General features: G+C 38.4%; 13 protein-coding genes and 1 other annotated feature. Of the genes, 3 read left to right on the forward strand and 10 right to left on the reverse strand.

What is annotated here, in order from left to right; translation table 11 throughout:
- The coding region (locus KQI94_RS12685) for a ribonuclease J (RefSeq protein WP_216454469.1) at positions 1-1,473 on the forward strand (1,473 nt) is incomplete at its 5' end.
- A 105-nt stretch (positions 1,474-1,578) separates the two neighbouring features.
- Here the strand turns inward: KQI94_RS12685 and KQI94_RS12690 are convergent.
- From KQI94_RS12690 to KQI94_RS12705, 4 genes are all read right to left on the reverse strand, one after another.
- Complete coding sequence (locus KQI94_RS12690; RefSeq protein ID WP_002355121.1) at positions 1,579-1,779, reverse strand: cold-shock protein; 201 nt, start codon at positions 1,777-1,779, stop codon at positions 1,579-1,581.
- A 153-nt stretch (positions 1,780-1,932) separates the two neighbouring features.
- Entirely contained in the window at positions 1,933-2,631 is a 699-nt protein-coding gene (gene radC / locus KQI94_RS12695; RefSeq protein WP_002368326.1) for a DNA repair protein RadC, read from the reverse strand.
- 55 nt (positions 2,632-2,686) lie between these two features.
- Positions 2,687-3,346 carry an HAD family hydrolase gene (locus KQI94_RS12700; RefSeq protein WP_216454478.1) on the reverse strand — a complete coding sequence of 220 codons (660 nt, stop codon included), beginning with the start codon at positions 3,344-3,346 and terminating at the stop codon, positions 2,687-2,689.
- The gene (locus KQI94_RS12705) at positions 3,330-4,652 is read right to left on the reverse strand and encodes a folylpolyglutamate synthase/dihydrofolate synthase family protein (protein ID WP_002368328.1); all 1,323 of its coding nucleotides are present in this window, start codon (positions 4,650-4,652) and stop codon (positions 3,330-3,332) included. The genes KQI94_RS12700 and KQI94_RS12705 overlap by 17 nt, the downstream gene beginning before the upstream one ends.
- A gap of 248 nt (positions 4,653-4,900) precedes the next feature.
- Between KQI94_RS12705 and KQI94_RS12710 the strand changes: the two genes are divergently transcribed.
- Together KQI94_RS12710 and KQI94_RS12715 are read left to right on the forward strand one after the other, a co-directional pair.
- Positions 4,901-7,465 (forward strand): YfhO family protein, encoded by a 2,565-nt coding sequence (locus KQI94_RS12710; protein ID WP_002390720.1) that lies wholly within the window; start codon positions 4,901-4,903, stop codon positions 7,463-7,465.
- Positions 7,458-8,057 (forward strand): TVP38/TMEM64 family protein, encoded by a 600-nt coding sequence (locus KQI94_RS12715; protein ID WP_002355114.1) that lies wholly within the window; start codon positions 7,458-7,460, stop codon positions 8,055-8,057. Before KQI94_RS12710 ends, KQI94_RS12715 begins: the two co-directional genes overlap by 8 nt.
- Before the next feature lie 46 nt (positions 8,058-8,103).
- Here the strand turns inward: KQI94_RS12715 and KQI94_RS12720 are convergent, their stop codons facing one another.
- The 6 genes from KQI94_RS12720 to KQI94_RS12745 all read right to left on the reverse strand — a co-directional run.
- On the reverse strand, positions 8,104-10,746 hold the full coding sequence (locus tag KQI94_RS12720; RefSeq protein WP_002368331.1) for a valine--tRNA ligase: 2,643 nt from the start codon (positions 10,744-10,746) through the stop codon (positions 8,104-8,106).
- Between the two features lie 103 nt (positions 10,747-10,849).
- Positions 10,850-11,089, reverse strand: a binding site (T-box leader).
- A 49-nt stretch (positions 11,090-11,138) separates the two neighbouring features.
- Positions 11,139-11,627 (reverse strand): thiol peroxidase, encoded by a 489-nt coding sequence (gene tpx, locus KQI94_RS12725; protein WP_002368333.1) that lies wholly within the window; start codon positions 11,625-11,627, stop codon positions 11,139-11,141.
- A gap of 63 nt (positions 11,628-11,690) precedes the next feature.
- A complete protein-coding gene (locus KQI94_RS12730) occupies positions 11,691-12,338 on the reverse strand; it encodes a redox-sensing transcriptional repressor Rex (protein WP_002368334.1) in 648 nt (215 codons plus the stop codon).
- Between the two features lie 129 nt (positions 12,339-12,467).
- Complete coding sequence (gene thiI, locus KQI94_RS12735; protein ID WP_002359156.1) at positions 12,468-13,682, reverse strand: tRNA uracil 4-sulfurtransferase ThiI; 1,215 nt, start codon at positions 13,680-13,682, stop codon at positions 12,468-12,470.
- A gap of 159 nt (positions 13,683-13,841) precedes the next feature.
- Positions 13,842-15,155 carry an NCS2 family permease gene (locus KQI94_RS12740; RefSeq protein WP_002355107.1) on the reverse strand — a complete coding sequence of 438 codons (1,314 nt, stop codon included), beginning with the start codon at positions 15,153-15,155 and terminating at the stop codon, positions 13,842-13,844.
- A 180-nt stretch (positions 15,156-15,335) separates the two neighbouring features.
- On the reverse strand, positions 15,336-15,811 hold a 476-nt coding region (locus KQI94_RS12745), incomplete at its 5' end, for an SDR family oxidoreductase (RefSeq protein WP_216454480.1).

The raw sequence follows: 15,811 nt of genomic DNA on the forward strand, positions 1-15,811 counted from the left end.
GTTATTACCCACGGTCATGAAGACCATATTGGTGGCGTTCCTTATCTTTTACGTCAAGCGAATATCCCAATCTATGCGGGACCACTAGCCTTGGCTTTAATTACCAACAAACTAGATGAACATGGTTTATTGAGAGAAGCGGAATTACACGAAATTAATGAAGATACGGTGATTCGTTTTAGAAAAACAGCGATTAGCTTTTTCCGGACGACTCACAGTATTCCTGATGCCTTGGGCGTTGTGGTTAAAACGCCTTCTGGTAACATTGTCGCAACAGGTGACTTTAAGTTTGACTTTACACCCGTTGGTGAGCCAGCCAACTTACACAGAATGGCGAAATTAGGTGAAGAAGGCGTCCTTTGTCTTCTTTCAGACAGTACCAATGCTGAAATACCCACCTTTACAAAATCCGAAAAAACAATTGGGACCTCTATTTTAAAAATCTTTGAAAAAATTGATGGTCGGATTATCTTTGCCAGTTTCGCTTCAAACATTTTCCGTTTACAACAAGCTGCTGATGCAGCTGTGAAAACCGGTCGCAAAATTGCTGTTTTTGGTCGTAGCATGGAAAATGCCATTGTCAATGGCGAACGCTTAGGCTACATCAAAGTGCCAAAAGGAACGTTTGTCGATGCGGCGGAACTGAATCAATTGCCAGCAAATGAAACAATGATTTTATGTACTGGCTCTCAAGGAGAACCTATGGCCGCGCTTAGTCGGATTGCTAACGGTACACATCGCCAAATTAGTATTCAACCAGGCGATACGGTTGTTTTCTCAAGTTCACCAATTCCTGGGAATACGACAAGCGTTAACCGTTTAATCAACTTATTATCTGAAGCCGGTGCAGAAGTTATCCACGGAAAAATCAATAATATCCATACTTCTGGTCACGGTGGACAAGAAGAGCAAAAATTAATGCTTCGTTTGATGAAGCCTAAATATTTCATGCCTGTTCATGGTGAATTTAGAATGTTAAAAATCCATGCTTCGCTCGCTCAAGATACAGGGGTTCCTGAAGAAAATTGCTTTATCATGGGCAACGGCGATGTCTTAGCTTTAACGGCTGATAGCGCACGTCCTGCTGGTCACTTCAACGCTAACGACGTGTACGTTGATGGAAATGGTGTCGGTGATATCGGGAATGTTGTTTTACGGGATCGTCGTATCTTATCTGAAGAAGGTTTAGTTTTAGCGGTAGCAACAGTTGATATTAAAAATAAAGAAATTATGGCTGGTCCAGACATTCTTTCCCGTGGTTTTGTCTACATGCGTGAGTCTGGTGATATGATTCATGAAGGCCAACGTCTTTTATTCAATGCTCTACGTGAAGCAATGAAAGATAAAAACTGTACCGAAGCAAAATTAGGCGAAGCCATGACGACCGCTTTACAGCCTTTCTTGTTTGAACAAACAGAACGTCATCCAATGATTCTGCCAATGATTATGACTGCCACGGTTAGTGATCAATAAAGCTCTCATTTAATAGAGAAGAAAAATGTTTATCCATTTTTCTTCTCTATTTTTTCTAACAAAAAAACACCTAACATGCGTTAGGTGTTTTTGGATTATTTTTTATTAGTTTTTTTCTACGTTAACTGCTTGAGGGCCACGGTCTGAATCTTCAACATCAAAAGTCACTGCTTGACCTTCTTCTAAAGTTTTGAAACCATCACCTTGGATAGCTGAGAAGTGTACGAATACGTCGCTTCCGTCTTCGCGTGAGATAAACCCAAAACCTTTTTCTGCGTTAAACCATTTTACTGTTCCTTGTTCCATTCTTTTGTTCCTCCTCGTGCATTTGCACATAAATAGTCGTAACTTTGCTCGCTTCCAATAGAATATTTAAAAAAATTTAAAAAGTCTACATAATTCCAAACAAGATTACCCTTTCATTTTACACGTGATAAAATATTTTTGCAAGAATTGTCCTCATTCTGAAGCAAAAAAATTCTCTTCTCTCAAACTAATGTATCCGCTATCACCAACAATAATATGATCCAACAATTGAATCCCCATCATTTCGCCACATTCTTCCATTCGTTTGGTAAATTGAATATCTTGTGGAGACGGTGTCGGATTGCCAGATGGATGATTATGAGCTAATAGTATGCGAGCAGAAGAATATTTAACCGCTTCCCGAAAAATTTCGCGTGGATGAGCAATACTTTGATTCAGTGATCCTTTGAAAATCGTTTTCTGTTGAATAATGTCATTCTTAGTATTCAAGTAAATACAAATTAAATGTTCTTGTTGCAGCCCCTTCATCTCTTGGAGTAATCGTTGAGCGACTTGTTGACTGGACGTAACTTTGCCAAATTTGATTTGACTACTTTGATAAATTCGACACCCCAATTCAATGGCCGCACGTAATTCAATGGCTTTCACTTGGCCAATGCCTCTAATAGCCATTAACTCGTTCAATGTGGCTTGCTGCAAATAAGAAAGTTGCTTAAACTGTTTTAACAGCGTTGCGGCAACAGTCATCACGTCTGCTTCTTTTGAGCCAGTTCGTAACAGAATCGCCAACAACTCTTGATTTGATAATGCTTTTTCTCCTATCGCTAAGAGCCGTTCTCGTGGTAAACAATCACTCGGCATCTCGCGAATAAATAGATCCGATACTTGCATAAAAAAACCTCCTTTGCTAGTCATTAATAAACTACGCAAAGGAGTGTTGTTTTTATTATTTTAAATAATGTGGCGCTTGATGTAAACTCTCCAAGACATATAATGTTTTCTCTTGGATAACTTCAGTTGGTTGCAATAAATCAGGTACCATGATCACTGGAATGCCCGCACTATGAGCCGCACTTACCCCATGAAATGAGTCTTCGAAAATCAAGGTTTTCGGGGCTTCTGTTCCTAAAAGTTGACGAGCTTTTTGAAAAATTTCTGGGTCCGTTTTTGCTCGTTTAACATCCTCTGCTGAAACGATCCCTACAAAACGATCCTGAATCCCAGCATGGCTTAATAACATTTCAATTGCTGGACGGACGTTACTTGAGGCAACTAATCGAGGAATTTTTTGATCATCTAAAAAGTCGAGGAATTCCACCACCCCTGGTTTTAAAGGGACGTTACCAGATCGAAACTCTTGCAGGGTATCATCATAAGAACGGCGGATAAATTCTTCCACTGTGTCGTGACCATAGGATGCATAAATACGTCGGTAATTCTCTTGTACTTCTTCATCGGAAATCCCAACATAGTCTAAATAGACTTCTTTACTATAAGGTAACCCCATTGCATCTGCTACTTTTTGAGTAGATGTATAGTAAATCAACTCCGTATCAAAAAGCAACCCATCCATATCAAAAATTACGCCATCAAATTTCTTCATCATTTCCTCCTATAGTTAAAAGTAATTCTCTTACTTGAGAAACAAAATATAATGAACCTGTTACTAATAATAAATCATCTGTCGACATTTTTTCTAAAATTTCGCCTAAGCCAAATTGCCATAAAGACACAATTTCTGTTAAATCGTCTTCATATTTTTCCATTTCTGTAAGTGCAATAGCTTTAGGGTAATCAAAGCTAGTTAAGTAAAGATGCGCATTCGGTACTTGCTTTAAGTCCTGAATCATCTCATCCACATCTTTAGTTGCTAAAGCTGAAAATAAAATATGAATCGTGTGTTGTGGAAACTCTTTGCGCAAGTTTTCAACTAAGCGTTTTACTGCATGATCATTGTGGGCACCATCTAAAACAATCAACGGTTCATCACTAAGACGTTCCATTCGAGCTGGCCATTGCGCTTTAGCTAACCCTTGAGTAATGTCTCGTTCTTTAAACGGCAAATGTTGTAGTTGGCAATACTTGTCAAATAATTGAATAGCTACCGCCGCGTTTTCTACTTGGTGACGCCCCAACAAGGGAACTTTAATTTTTGTCAGTTTGCCCATTTCTCCATAGAAATTAAATATTTCCCCCCATTGTGCATCAGGATGTAGATATTCCACTTGATACTCTTTGCCAAAACGAAAAATTGGACTCTGTTTTTCTTGTGCGACTTTTTCAATGACTGCTAGCGCATCAGCACAAATATTGCCTGTTACTACTGGGACTTTTTCTTTAATAATACCCGCTTTTTGATAGGCAATTTCAGCAATTGTTTCACCTAAAATTTCTGTGTGATCCTTCCCAATTGTCGTAATTCCCGTCAATAATGGCTTCACGACATTGGTGCTATCAAGTAATCCACCTAAGCCAACTTCAACAACGGCGATATCCACTTGTTCATTCACGAAATAGTCCAAGGCCATTCCTGTCAATGTTTCGAATTCTGTAATTCCAGCCACTTCAGTGATCTGGTCTAATTCTTTAATGATTGGTTGATACTTTTCCACATAGGTAATCAATTGTTCGTCTGAAATTGGTTGACCATTTATCGCAATTCTTTCATTAAATGATTCAATATAAGGAGAGGTAAAGGTTCCGACTTTCAAGCCCATTTCTTCTAATAGACAGCGTAAATATGTCACGGTTGAGCCTTTACCATTGGTTCCTGCGATATGAATCGTTGGCACTTTGTTTTCTGGATGATCAATTTTTTCTAATAACGCATTAATCCGATCCAAACCAGGTCTTGAGCCAAAGGGTAACCGGCTATGAATCCATTCAATGGCTTCTTCTATTGTTAATTGCATCTTGTCCAACTCCTTGTCTTCTTCTACATTATAACCAAGTTAGGTGACTTTTTCACTAATAACCAATTGAAACTTTTTCTTGAAAATTTTTTGCATTTTTCATAATTTTGCGTTATTAGCGGATACATTAATGAACTTATGGTAAACTAACATTCTGGATGGTTCGTTCCAGCCAGCCAATTAAAAACTATTTTTAGAGCGTTCAACACGCTTATTCATGATTTTTTTATAAAGGTGGACTTATTTTGATGAAAAACAAATCGAAGCTTTTATGGTTAGGAAGTTTTTTCTTGCCGTTTTTACTTCTGTTGCTTGTATGGATGACATTACAACTTGCGCCTTTTGGTGACAACAACTTATTAGTTAGTGATTTAGGCACACAATACATGCCTTTCTTGAGTTTTTTAAAACGCTCTTTTCACGAGGGAATAACTACATTCTACTCTTTTTCCAATGAGATTGGTGAGTCGATTGTTCCTTTGGCAGCCTATTACTTACTGAGCCCTTTTAATGTGTTGGCTTTCTTTTTTCCTTATGAACAATTACCTATAGCAATTTTATGGATTATTACCTTAAAACTTGCCTTGATGGGTACTACGATGTTTAGCTATTTAAAATACACCTATCAAAAAGTTGATGGCACCACGTTACTTTTTTCAACGTCCTATAGTTTCTGTGGCTTTGTCACCGTCTATAGCCAAAACTTTATGTGGTTGGATGCACTGATTCTATTCCCGCTTATCTTATTGGGACTCCAACGTTTATGGGATCAACGCAAATGGGGCTTATACAGTATAACCCTGTTTTTAGCGATTGTGACGAATTACTACATGGGTTATATGATTTGTCTCTTTGCTGTTTTGTACAGTATCTATTGGTTCTTTAAAAAGAATACCCAAGCCCATGCTATTCGGCAATTTTTTAAACAAAGTCCGTTATTCATCCTCGTTTCTTTTTTAACAGGAACTGCAACTAGCTTTTTATTATTACCTGCAGCAGAAGGGATGCTTTATACAAAAAAAGCAGATTTTGATGTCTCGACGTTCTTTTTAACGCCTAAGTTCAACACTTCGTTCTTCTCGCAATTAGGCTTAGGTTCTATTAATTATGAGTTGCGTTTAGACCATTTACCAACCGTTTTTGCTGGATTATTTGTGACACTCCTCTGTGTTGCCTATTTTCAAACGAAACAAATTGCGTTAAAAGAAAGAATAGCTTCAGCAATTCTTTTATTCATTCTTTTTTTAAGCTTTTGGTTAGAAGCCTTTAATACTGTCTGGCACATGTTTCAAAGCCCAGCTGGTTTCCCTTACCGAAATGTCTTTATTTTTAGCTTTTTATTGATTGTCTTTGCCTATGAAGTTTGGCTTAAAAAAGTGACCATTCCTTGGACCGCACCTATTATTTTTAGTCTGCTGTTAGTCATTGGCTACGGATCTTTGTATTATGGGCCACAAAAGAATCTCTTAATTTCGATCAATTATTTATGGCTAAGTTTACTTTTTATTTGGTTGATTTTCTTTTGCTTGCGTTTAGCACACAAAAAGGCCTTAAGAAACTATGTAGTCGTTGCTTTATTCTTACTGGTCAGCACAGAATTAACAACGAATTTCTGGATTTCTTTTAAACACATGCCCTTTGGTAGCCAAGCAACATTTGCCCAAGATTACCGAAAACACAGCCAATTAATCGATGAAAAAATGGCCTCAGCACCAGAACTTTATCGCATGAAACAAGTCATTCCTTCCAAAGAAACAGGGTTCCGTGAAATCAATAACGGCTACAATAATCCTTTACTTTATGGCTATGCTGGCGTTTCTAGCTATACTTCGACTTTAACTGCCACTACCCAAGACACATTAAGTGCGCTAGGTTTATATCGAAAAAATGATCGCCGGATTGCCTATGTGGATAATTCACAACTAACCAATTTACTTTTAAATGTGAAATATGACTTTTTACCAATTGAAAAACCTACGAGTGAAAAATTGCTAAAAACAGTTGGTTCCACGAAAATCATGGAAAATGATGAAGCAATCGGTATGGGCTTTTTGGCGCCAACCGCATTAACCAAGTTAAAATTAGCAAAAAATAATCCTTTAGATGCCCAAGAAGAACTCCTGCAAACGCTCGTGCCGACGGATAAACCTTACTTTAAAACAGCTTCGTTGATAAATGAACCTCATCATACCAACGAAACAATTGAAGCAACCTTTAAAGTGAATAGCACTGGCGACTTGCATCTTTATATTCCGAATTTAAAATGGAAAAAGGTTACACAATTGAAGGTAAACCAACAAGTTATCTCGACGCCGATTTATATTGCAACCAATCAACTGTTCAATTTAGGGCATTTTGAAAAAGGAACTACCGTGACCCTGTCACTAACTGCTGAACAAGTGGTTGATTTAACTAATTGGCAACTTCAAACTTTAGACCAAACAGCCTTTAATCGTGCGGTTGACAAATTACGCCAACAAGCTCTTCACGTGAACCTAACTAAAAAAGGCCACTTAAATGGCGCACTGAATGTACCTGGAAATGACACTCAGTTACTGTATACGTCCATTCCTTATGACCAAGATTGGCAAGTCAAATCGTCGCTACAAAAAGAACCCTTAAAAACACAACGCATTCTAGGTGGCTTTTTAGCTATTGAAGTCCCAGCGGGCAAACAGCAGTTAACCTTTGCCTATCATCCAAGAATGATTTATCTCGGCACTGCCGTCAGCGGAACGATTTTACTGGGAACGGCTGGTTATCTTGGCTTTAAAAAATACCGTCGAAAACGTCAGGAGGCCACTCATGACTAATCAGAAAAAATTTTTAAATGGACTCATTCGGTGGTTACCCCTAGTTGGACTGGTGCTTTTCTTCGGCTTAATTTTATGGGGATATTCCAGAGGAATTTTTCATTCTGTTGCTTCCTTGCAAGCTTTTATTAAACAGTTTGGTAACTATGCGGTTCTGTGTTTTATTCTTTTACAAATCGTCCAAGTGATTATTCCTATTCTACCTGGAGGAATCTCTTCTGTTGCAGGAATGTTGATGTTTGGCAATTTGCAAGGACTTTTGTATAGCTATCTTGGATTGATTATTGGTGAGTTTATTGGCTTTTTACTGGTTCGTTACTATGGACGTAGCTTTGTAAAAATAATCCTTTCACCCAATAAATACAAAAAATTTGAAGAGATTTTAGACAAAAATGAACACAATGTCAAAAAGCTCTTAATCTTTACTATGTTAGTCCCCTTCGCTCCAGATGATATTGTTTGTTTAGTGGCGGGAATTACAGATATTTCTTTAAAAGAATTCATGAAAATTGTTCTTTTATTGAAATTCTGGTCTGTGGCTACTTACAGCTACTTAATGTTGTATTTGTTTCAATTATTTGGCAAATTATAACAAAAAGACAACAAAACCAACGTTTGGTTTTGTTGTCTTTTCTTTTTTAGATTGAACGTAATTGGGCAATCCGTTCTTTGACAGCCTCTTGTTTTTCAAGGTAGTCTTTTTCTTTTGCACGTTCTGCTTCCACGACCTCATCTGGTGCGTTTGACACAAAACGTTCATTTGAAAGTTTGCCTTGCACACGTTTGACTTCTTTTGTCCATTTGTCTAATTCTTTTTCTAAGCGAGCAATTTCTTCCTCGATATTAATCAACCCAGCTAATGGTAGGAATAGTTCTGCGCCTGTTAATACAGCGGACATGGCTAATTCTGGCGCTTCTATTTCACGACTGATGACTAATTCCTCTGGGTTACAGAAGCGTTCTAAGTAGCTAGTATTAGCTGTTAAAAATTCTTCTACTTCTGTATCGTTTGTTTTAATTAACAAGGTAATTGGTTTAGAAAGTGGTGTATTCACTTCTGCTCGAATATTCCGAACCGAACGAATAACTTCTTTCAGAACTTCCATTCCTCGAGCTGCTGCTTCATCGTTAAATTCTTCATGCACAACTGGGTACTCTGCCACAACCAATGACTCACCTTGATGCGGAATTTTTTCCCAAATTTCTTCTGTTACAAACGGCATAATTGGATGCAATAAACGTAAGATTTGATCCAATGTGTACACCAAGATGCTCCGTGTTGTTTGTTTAGCTGCTTCATTGTCTCCGTAAAGAATTTCTTTACTCATTTCAATATACCAATCACAGAAATCATCCCAGATGAAGTTGTATAATTGGCGACCTGCTTCACCGAATTCAAAGCGATCAAATAATTCTGTCACACGGGCGACTGTTTCGTTTAAGCGCGTTAAAATCCAACGATCAGCGACAGTCTTTTCACCACTAAAGTCAATATCTGCAGCAGTCATACCTTCTACATTCATGATAACGAAGCGACTTGCATTCCAGATCTTATTGATAAAGTTCCAAGAAGCATCCATTTTTTCATAACTAAAACGAACATCTTGACCAGGTGCTGAACCATTTGATAAGAACCAACGTAACGCATCTGCGCCATATTTTTCGATGACATCCATTGGATCAATCCCATTACCCAATGATTTACTCATTTTGCGTCCTTGCTCATCACGAATTAAGCCGTGAATTAAGACATTTTGGAAGGGACGTTCACCTGTAAACTCTAAACTTTGGAAAATCATACGACTTACCCAAAAGGCAATAATATCATAGCCAGTAACTAATGTGCTTGTTGGGAAGTAACGTTGATAATCTTCGCTTGCTTCGTCCGGCCAACCCATCGTTGAAAATGGCCATAAAGCAGAACTAAACCATGTATCTAAGACGTCACTATCTTGAACCCAGTTTTCACTGTCGGCTGGCTCTTCCATCCCAACATACATCTCGCCCGTTTCTTTGTGATACCAAGCAGGAATTTGGTGGCCCCACCATAATTGTCGCGAAATAACCCAGTCATGAATATTTTCCATCCAACGTAAAAATGTTTGATTGAAGCGTGGTGGATAAAATTCAACAGCGTCTTCTGTTTCTTGATTTTCTATTGCTTTTTCAGCTAATGGTCCCATTTTTACAAACCATTGGGTCGATAAACGTGGTTCCACGACAACGCCTGTTCGTTCTGAATGGCCCACGCTGTGATTCATTGTTTCGATCTTAATTAAGCGACCTAGTTCTTTCAAGTCAGAGACAATCGCTTTACGTGCAGCAAAACGATCCATTCCTTCATATTTTCCAGCCAGTTCATTCATCGTGCCGTCTTCGTTCATAACATTTACTCGAGGTAAGTCATGACGATTACCGACTTCAAAGTCATTTGGATCATGGGCAGGTGTGATTTTTACAACCCCTGTTCCAAATTCCATATCTACATAGTCATCTGCAATAATTGGAATTTCTTTATCCACTAATGGCAAGACAACTGTCTTACCAATAAGTTCCTGATACCGTTCATCTTCTGGATGGACCGCAATCGCCGTATCTCCCAACATTGTTTCAGGACGCGTTGTCGCAATTTCAACAACGCCAGAACCATCTGATAATGGGTAGCTCATATGGTAAAAAGCTCCTTCAATATCTTTATGGATTACTTCGATATCAGACAATGCTGTTTTCGCTTTCGGATCCCAGTTAATGATATATTCACCACGGTAAATCAAATCTTTCTCGTAAAGAGAGACAAACACTTTACGAACGGCCTCAGATAGCCCTTCATCTAAAGTAAAACGTTCACGGCTGTAATCTAAAGAAAGGCCCATTTTTGCCCACTGTTCACGAATGTGAGAAGCATATTCTTCTTTCCATTCCCACACTTGATCAACAAATTTTTCACGACCTAAGTCGTAACGTGAAATTCCTTGTTGTGCTAGTTTCTCTTCTACTTTTGCTTGCGTAGCAATTCCAGCATGGTCCATTCCTGGCAGCCATAACGTATCAAAGCCTTGCATTCTTTTTTGGCGGATAATCATATCTTGTAATGTTGTATCCCAAGCATGCCCTAAGTGTAGCTTCCCTGTTACATTAGGTGGTGGAATAACAATTGAATAGGGCTTCGCTTTTTTGTCGCCACTTGGTTTAAATAAATCTTGATCTAGCCATTTTTGATAACGGCCAGCTTCGATTTCTGTCGGTTGATATTTCGTTGGTAAGTTTTTTTCTTCTGACATTTTTTCCCCTTCTTTCTTAAAATACGCGATTTGGAGCGGTAATTATTTTACAAATGAGTTTTTTGGGGCTAAACACTAAAATACGCCCTAAAATACTTTCGTATTTTAGGGCGTAGATTCATCTTATTTACGCGGTACCACCTAAATTGCATTTGAATTGAATTCATTCAAATGCCACTCATTCGTGAGATAACGTTCACGAAACGAATCGTTCTACTAACGTACTGTGTTCAAACCATTGACTCACAAGCTACCTTCTCACTGGTTGTGTAAAAGTCTTGCACCTGAACGACTTTTTCTCTAAAACGACGCCAATGATACTCCTCTTGTTCGCTGTCTTTGCTTCATTCTACAATGAAGCGCAAGCAAAGTCAATTTGTAATCTAGAGGGATTACACTTTTTTTGCAGCTTCTAATGCTTGTTGATAATCAGGTTCCGACGAAACTTCTAAGACGATTTCCTCATAAACTAACGTTCCTTCTGGGTCAATCACAAAAATAGCACGTGCTAAACGACCCATTTCTGGAATATACAAACCATAAGCTGCACCAAATGAGTCTTCAGTATCATGAAGCATTTCCATTTCGACACCCTCAGCGGCACACCAATTTGCTTGTTCTTCAACTGTGTTATTGGAAATCGTGATAATCTGAACACCGTCTAATTTCGCCGCTTCTTGATTGAAACGTTTCGTTTGCAGTGAACAAACACGTGTGTCGATATCAGGAACCACACTAATTAAAACCGTTTTACCTTTATAATCTGCCAAGTTGATTTCTTGGTTGTTTAAATTTTTCAAAGAAAAGACGGGGGCTTTTGTGCCAACTTCGGGCTGTTCACCTGTCAATTCTAATACGTGCCCTTTTCTTGTAACATTCATTCTGAAATCCTCCTTTTCCACTTTCAATAATAAGTATAGTAGAGGATTTTTATGAAGACAATTTTATTGCTTTGGGCTATTTACTAGTGAAAAAGTTTCATTAAAATAAATCAGTGTTTGCAGTTCCGTTGTTAAATCAATATACTGCACACTAACGTTGGCTGGCACACTGACACGGTCTGGCGCAAAATTTAAAATCGCAGTCACACCCGCTTGTACAATTTTGTCGATGGCTTTTTGAGCATGGTGACTTGGTACTGTAGAAATGGCTACCGTGACCCCTTCTTGTCGAACGAATGCTTCTAACTCAGACATATCATGAACTAATAATCCATTAATCGTGGTGCCAACTAAAGCCGAATCATTATCAAAAGCACAGACAATATTCAAATTCTCGTTGCGTCTAAAATTATTTTTTAATAATGCCTTGCCTAAATTGCCACAACCAATCAGAGCAATTCTTTTTTCTTCTTGCGTATTTAAAATATTACTAAATACCTCAATTAAATACGGCACATCGTAACCATAACCGCTTCGACCCAGTTCACCAACGTGGGAAAAATCACGCCGAATCGTTGCAGAAGGAATCTGGATCATTTCACTAAACTCTCGTGATTTAATGCGTTTAACACCAGAATCCCCTAACATTTTTAAATAACGTAAATAAACCGGCAAACGTTTTGCCGTTGCTTTAGGCATTTTTTTCTCCATCCTCTGTCCTCCTTGTTACCTACTTCACATATTCAGTTTATCACGGTTCCCCTCTCCGAGCAACTTGTTTGTGAAATAAGTACAAAATAAATACAGTGACGTCTAAGCGACCGTCACTGTATTTATTTCTTATAGGAAATCTGCAAATTCGTCTTCTTGTTTATCTTTCGCTGTTTCTGCTGAAATCTCTGTAATTTTGAGTCCTTCTAAGGCCCGAGCCATTAAACCTTCCAAGTCTAAGCGCGCTTCATAATCTTGCGCTTTATCCAAGCGAGGTCGTGTTTTCGGTTGCGGTGGCGCAAAAATTGTACAACAATCTTCGAAGGGTTGGATGGCTAATTCAAACGTGTCAATTTTTTCGGCAATTTCGATAATTTCTGTCTTATCCATTGAAACAACGGGTCGAATTATCGGTGTTGAGGTAACCTCATTAATTGCTACCATACTTTGAAGTGTTTGCGAAGCCACTTGTCCTAACGATTCACCGTTAATAATGACTAAACCTTTCCGCATTTCACGAATTGCATCTGTTAAGCGTAACATTAAACGTCGTGTAATGGTCATTAAGTAGCCTTGGGGAACAACTCGTTTTATTTCTTCTTGAATTTCTGTAAAGGGCACTTCAATAAATTGAATAGTTCCTACATAAGGGACTAATTTTTCAGCTAAATCTTTAGCCTTTTGTAACGCTTGTTCACTTGTATAAGGCGGACTAGCAAAATGGACAGCTTCTACTTCCACGCCACGTTTCATAGCTAAATAACCAGCAACTGGTGAATCAATGCCTCCTGACAACATCAACATACCACGACCACTGGTGCCCACTGGCAATCCACCCGCACCGCGAATCGTTTCATAAGATAAATACGCCGCATCTTTACGAATTTCAATTCTTAAGTTGATATCAGGCTTTTTCATTTGTACTTGAATTTCCGGAATGGCTTCAATAACGGCCCCACCTAATTCTTGATTCAAGCCATTTGAATCAAGTTCAAATGAATGGTCCGAGCGTTTAGCAGTAATTTTAAACGTCTTACCTGGCGTATAAACTTCCCGAACAACCTCTTGAACCATTGCACGAATCGCTGGCATTTCTTTTTCAATACGAATACTTGGCGAAAAATTTTGAATTCCAAACACTTTACTTAGTTTCGGAATCACTTCTTCACTATCTTCCCCATTTAATAAAATATGCATTCTATCTCGATCTGCATGGATTTTCAATGCTGGAAAATCAGCTAACGCACGTTTCACATTTTGTGCTAACTGCATGATAAACGTTTTACGATTTTTTCCTTTAGTTGATAATTCGCCATAGCGAACCATAATTTCTGTATACTTCACTCAATTAATTCCTCTCTGTTCCTGTATCTTCACAGGTCAATGTCTTTGCAAATTATACATCAAATAAGGGGCGTTTTTCTAGTGCTTAGTCGAAAAAAAATAGTTGATTCATAAGTTCATTGTCTTATGAATCAACTATTTGATAACTTTCTCTCTTGCTTATTGCGCATTCAGGATCCACATGAATCCGACAAAAACAAAGAACAAGCCATACATAATTGGCGAAACTTCTTTCCCACGTTTTGCCGCAATCATTGTAATTGGATAGAAGATAAAGCCTAAGGCAATCCCATCTGAAATGCTGTATGTCAATGGCATTCCTAACAAGATTAAGAAGGAAGGAATCGCAATTTCCATCTCATTCCATTTAATTTTGCTTAAGGATTGTGCCATCAAAACACCAACAATAATCAACGCTGGTGCTGTAACTTGCGAAGTGACAACTGCTAACAAAGGAGAAAATAGCAAACTGAAAATAAATAAAATCCCGGTTGTAATAGCTGTGATTCCTGAACGACCACCCACAGCAATCCCCGCAGATGATTCAACATATGCACCAACTGGCGATGTCCCTAGTAGAGAACCAGCTAACATCGCTGTTGAATCAGCGGCTAAAGCTTTCCCCACACGCGGCATTTTATTGTCCTTCATAAAACCTGCTTGATTGGCTAAGCCCACCAACGTACCAGCCGTATCAAAGAATGTTACTAATAGGAACGTTAAAACCACGACCCACATTTGAATCGTATTGATATCTTTCACATGTCCTAACGCCACTAAAAATGTTGGTTCTAAACTTGGCGCGCTTGAAATAATCTTATCAGGCATTGGAATAACGCCTGTCGCTAAACCAACAATCGTTGAAATCGCCATCCCAATAAAAATACCACCCGGTACTCGACGAACTAACAAAATTGCAGTTACGACTAAGCCGACAATGGTAACCCACGTTGAACCAACATTCAAAGGTCCTAAGCCAACGAGTGTCGCATCATTAGCCACAATTAAGCCACCTTGGCTTAAACCAAGAAAAGCAATAAACAACCCGATCCCACCTGAAATGGCAAATTTCAAGTCTGCAGGAATTGCATCAATAATTAGCTCGCGTAATTTAAAAATTGTAATTAAAATAAATATCAATGAAGCCACAAAAACGCCCGCTAATGTCGTTTGCCAAGGAATCCCCATACCAACAGAGACTGAATAAGCAAAGAATGCATTAATTCCTAAAGCTGGTGCTGTCGCAATCGGATATTTCGCCAACACACCCATTAAAATACAACCTAAGGCACTCGCTAAAGCGGTGGCAGTAAAAACAGCGCCTTCGTCCATGCCAGAAGCACCAAGTACGGTTGGATTAACGAACAAAATATACGCCATTGAGATAAACGTGGTGAAACCAGCTAACATTTCTCGTTTCATATTCGTATTCAATTGTTCAAGTTCAAAATATGAACTTATTTTTTCTTTCATGTTCCGTCCTCCTAAAATCTAAATATTTTACAATGTTCGTAAAATATTCAATTTATTAATGAAACAACGTGTTTAATCATATAATAAACCAACAAATAAGTAAATATCAAATTCTAAATTCTGTAAAAAACGAACAATCACGATTAAAAAAAGTATTCCTTTCTAGGAATACTTTTTAAATTAAATCGTTTGTGTGGTCGGGCGAACAACCATTTCACTGATTGACATACGATCTGGCGTGTCTATGGCAAAGACCACTGCTTGCGCAATGTCTTCCGCCTTTAAGCCCCAACTTAACTGTTCTAGATGTAACGTTTCAGCTACTACTCGATTAGAAATTGTTTGATAAAGTTCTGTTTGTACAGCACCTGGTGAAATAATCGTTGATTTAATGTTATTCTCTCTTTGTTCTTGTCGCAATCCTTCCATAATTGCTCGAACAGCAAACTTTGTTCCACAGTAGACAGCCGAATCTGGATATACGACATGTCCTGCCACAGAATCAGTAGCAATAATCTGCCCTGATTTTTGTTCAACCATAATTGGAAGAACTGCCGCAATGCCATTTAAAACACCCATAATATTAATATCTAGCATTTGACGCCATTCTCCTTTTGGTGCTTCAATAAGAGGCGCCGTTGGCATAACTCCTGCAT

This window comes from Enterococcus sp. S183_ASV_20 (assembly GCF_018919685.1).
Lineage (GTDB): Bacteria > Bacillota > Bacilli > Lactobacillales > Enterococcaceae > Enterococcus > Enterococcus faecalis.

Coding starts and splice junctions, on each gene's coding strand:
- KQI94_RS12690 (WP_002355121.1), bottom strand. CDS start 1,779: ATGGAACAAGGAACAGTAAAATGGTTTAACGCAGAAAAAGGTTTTGGG.
- radC (WP_002368326.1), bottom strand. CDS start 2,631: ATGCAAGTATCGGATCTATTTATTCGCGAGATGCCGAGTGATTGTTTA.
- KQI94_RS12700 (WP_216454478.1), bottom strand. CDS start 3,346: ATGATGAAGAAATTTGATGGCGTAATTTTTGATATGGATGGGTTGCTT.
- KQI94_RS12705 (WP_002368328.1), bottom strand. CDS start 4,652: ATGCAATTAACAATAGAAGAAGCCATTGAATGGATTCATAGCCGGTTA.
- KQI94_RS12710 (WP_002390720.1), top strand. CDS start 4,901: ATGAAAAACAAATCGAAGCTTTTATGGTTAGGAAGTTTTTTCTTGCCG.
- KQI94_RS12715 (WP_002355114.1), top strand. CDS start 7,458: ATGACTAATCAGAAAAAATTTTTAAATGGACTCATTCGGTGGTTACCC.
- KQI94_RS12720 (WP_002368331.1), bottom strand. CDS start 10,746: ATGTCAGAAGAAAAAAACTTACCAACGAAATATCAACCGACAGAAATC.
- tpx (WP_002368333.1), bottom strand. CDS start 11,627: ATGAATGTTACAAGAAAAGGGCACGTATTAGAATTGACAGGTGAACAG.
- KQI94_RS12730 (WP_002368334.1), bottom strand. CDS start 12,338: ATGGAGAAAAAAATGCCTAAAGCAACGGCAAAACGTTTGCCGGTTTAT.
- KQI94_RS12740 (WP_002355107.1), bottom strand. CDS start 15,155: ATGAAAGAAAAAATAAGTTCATATTTTGAACTTGAACAATTGAATACG.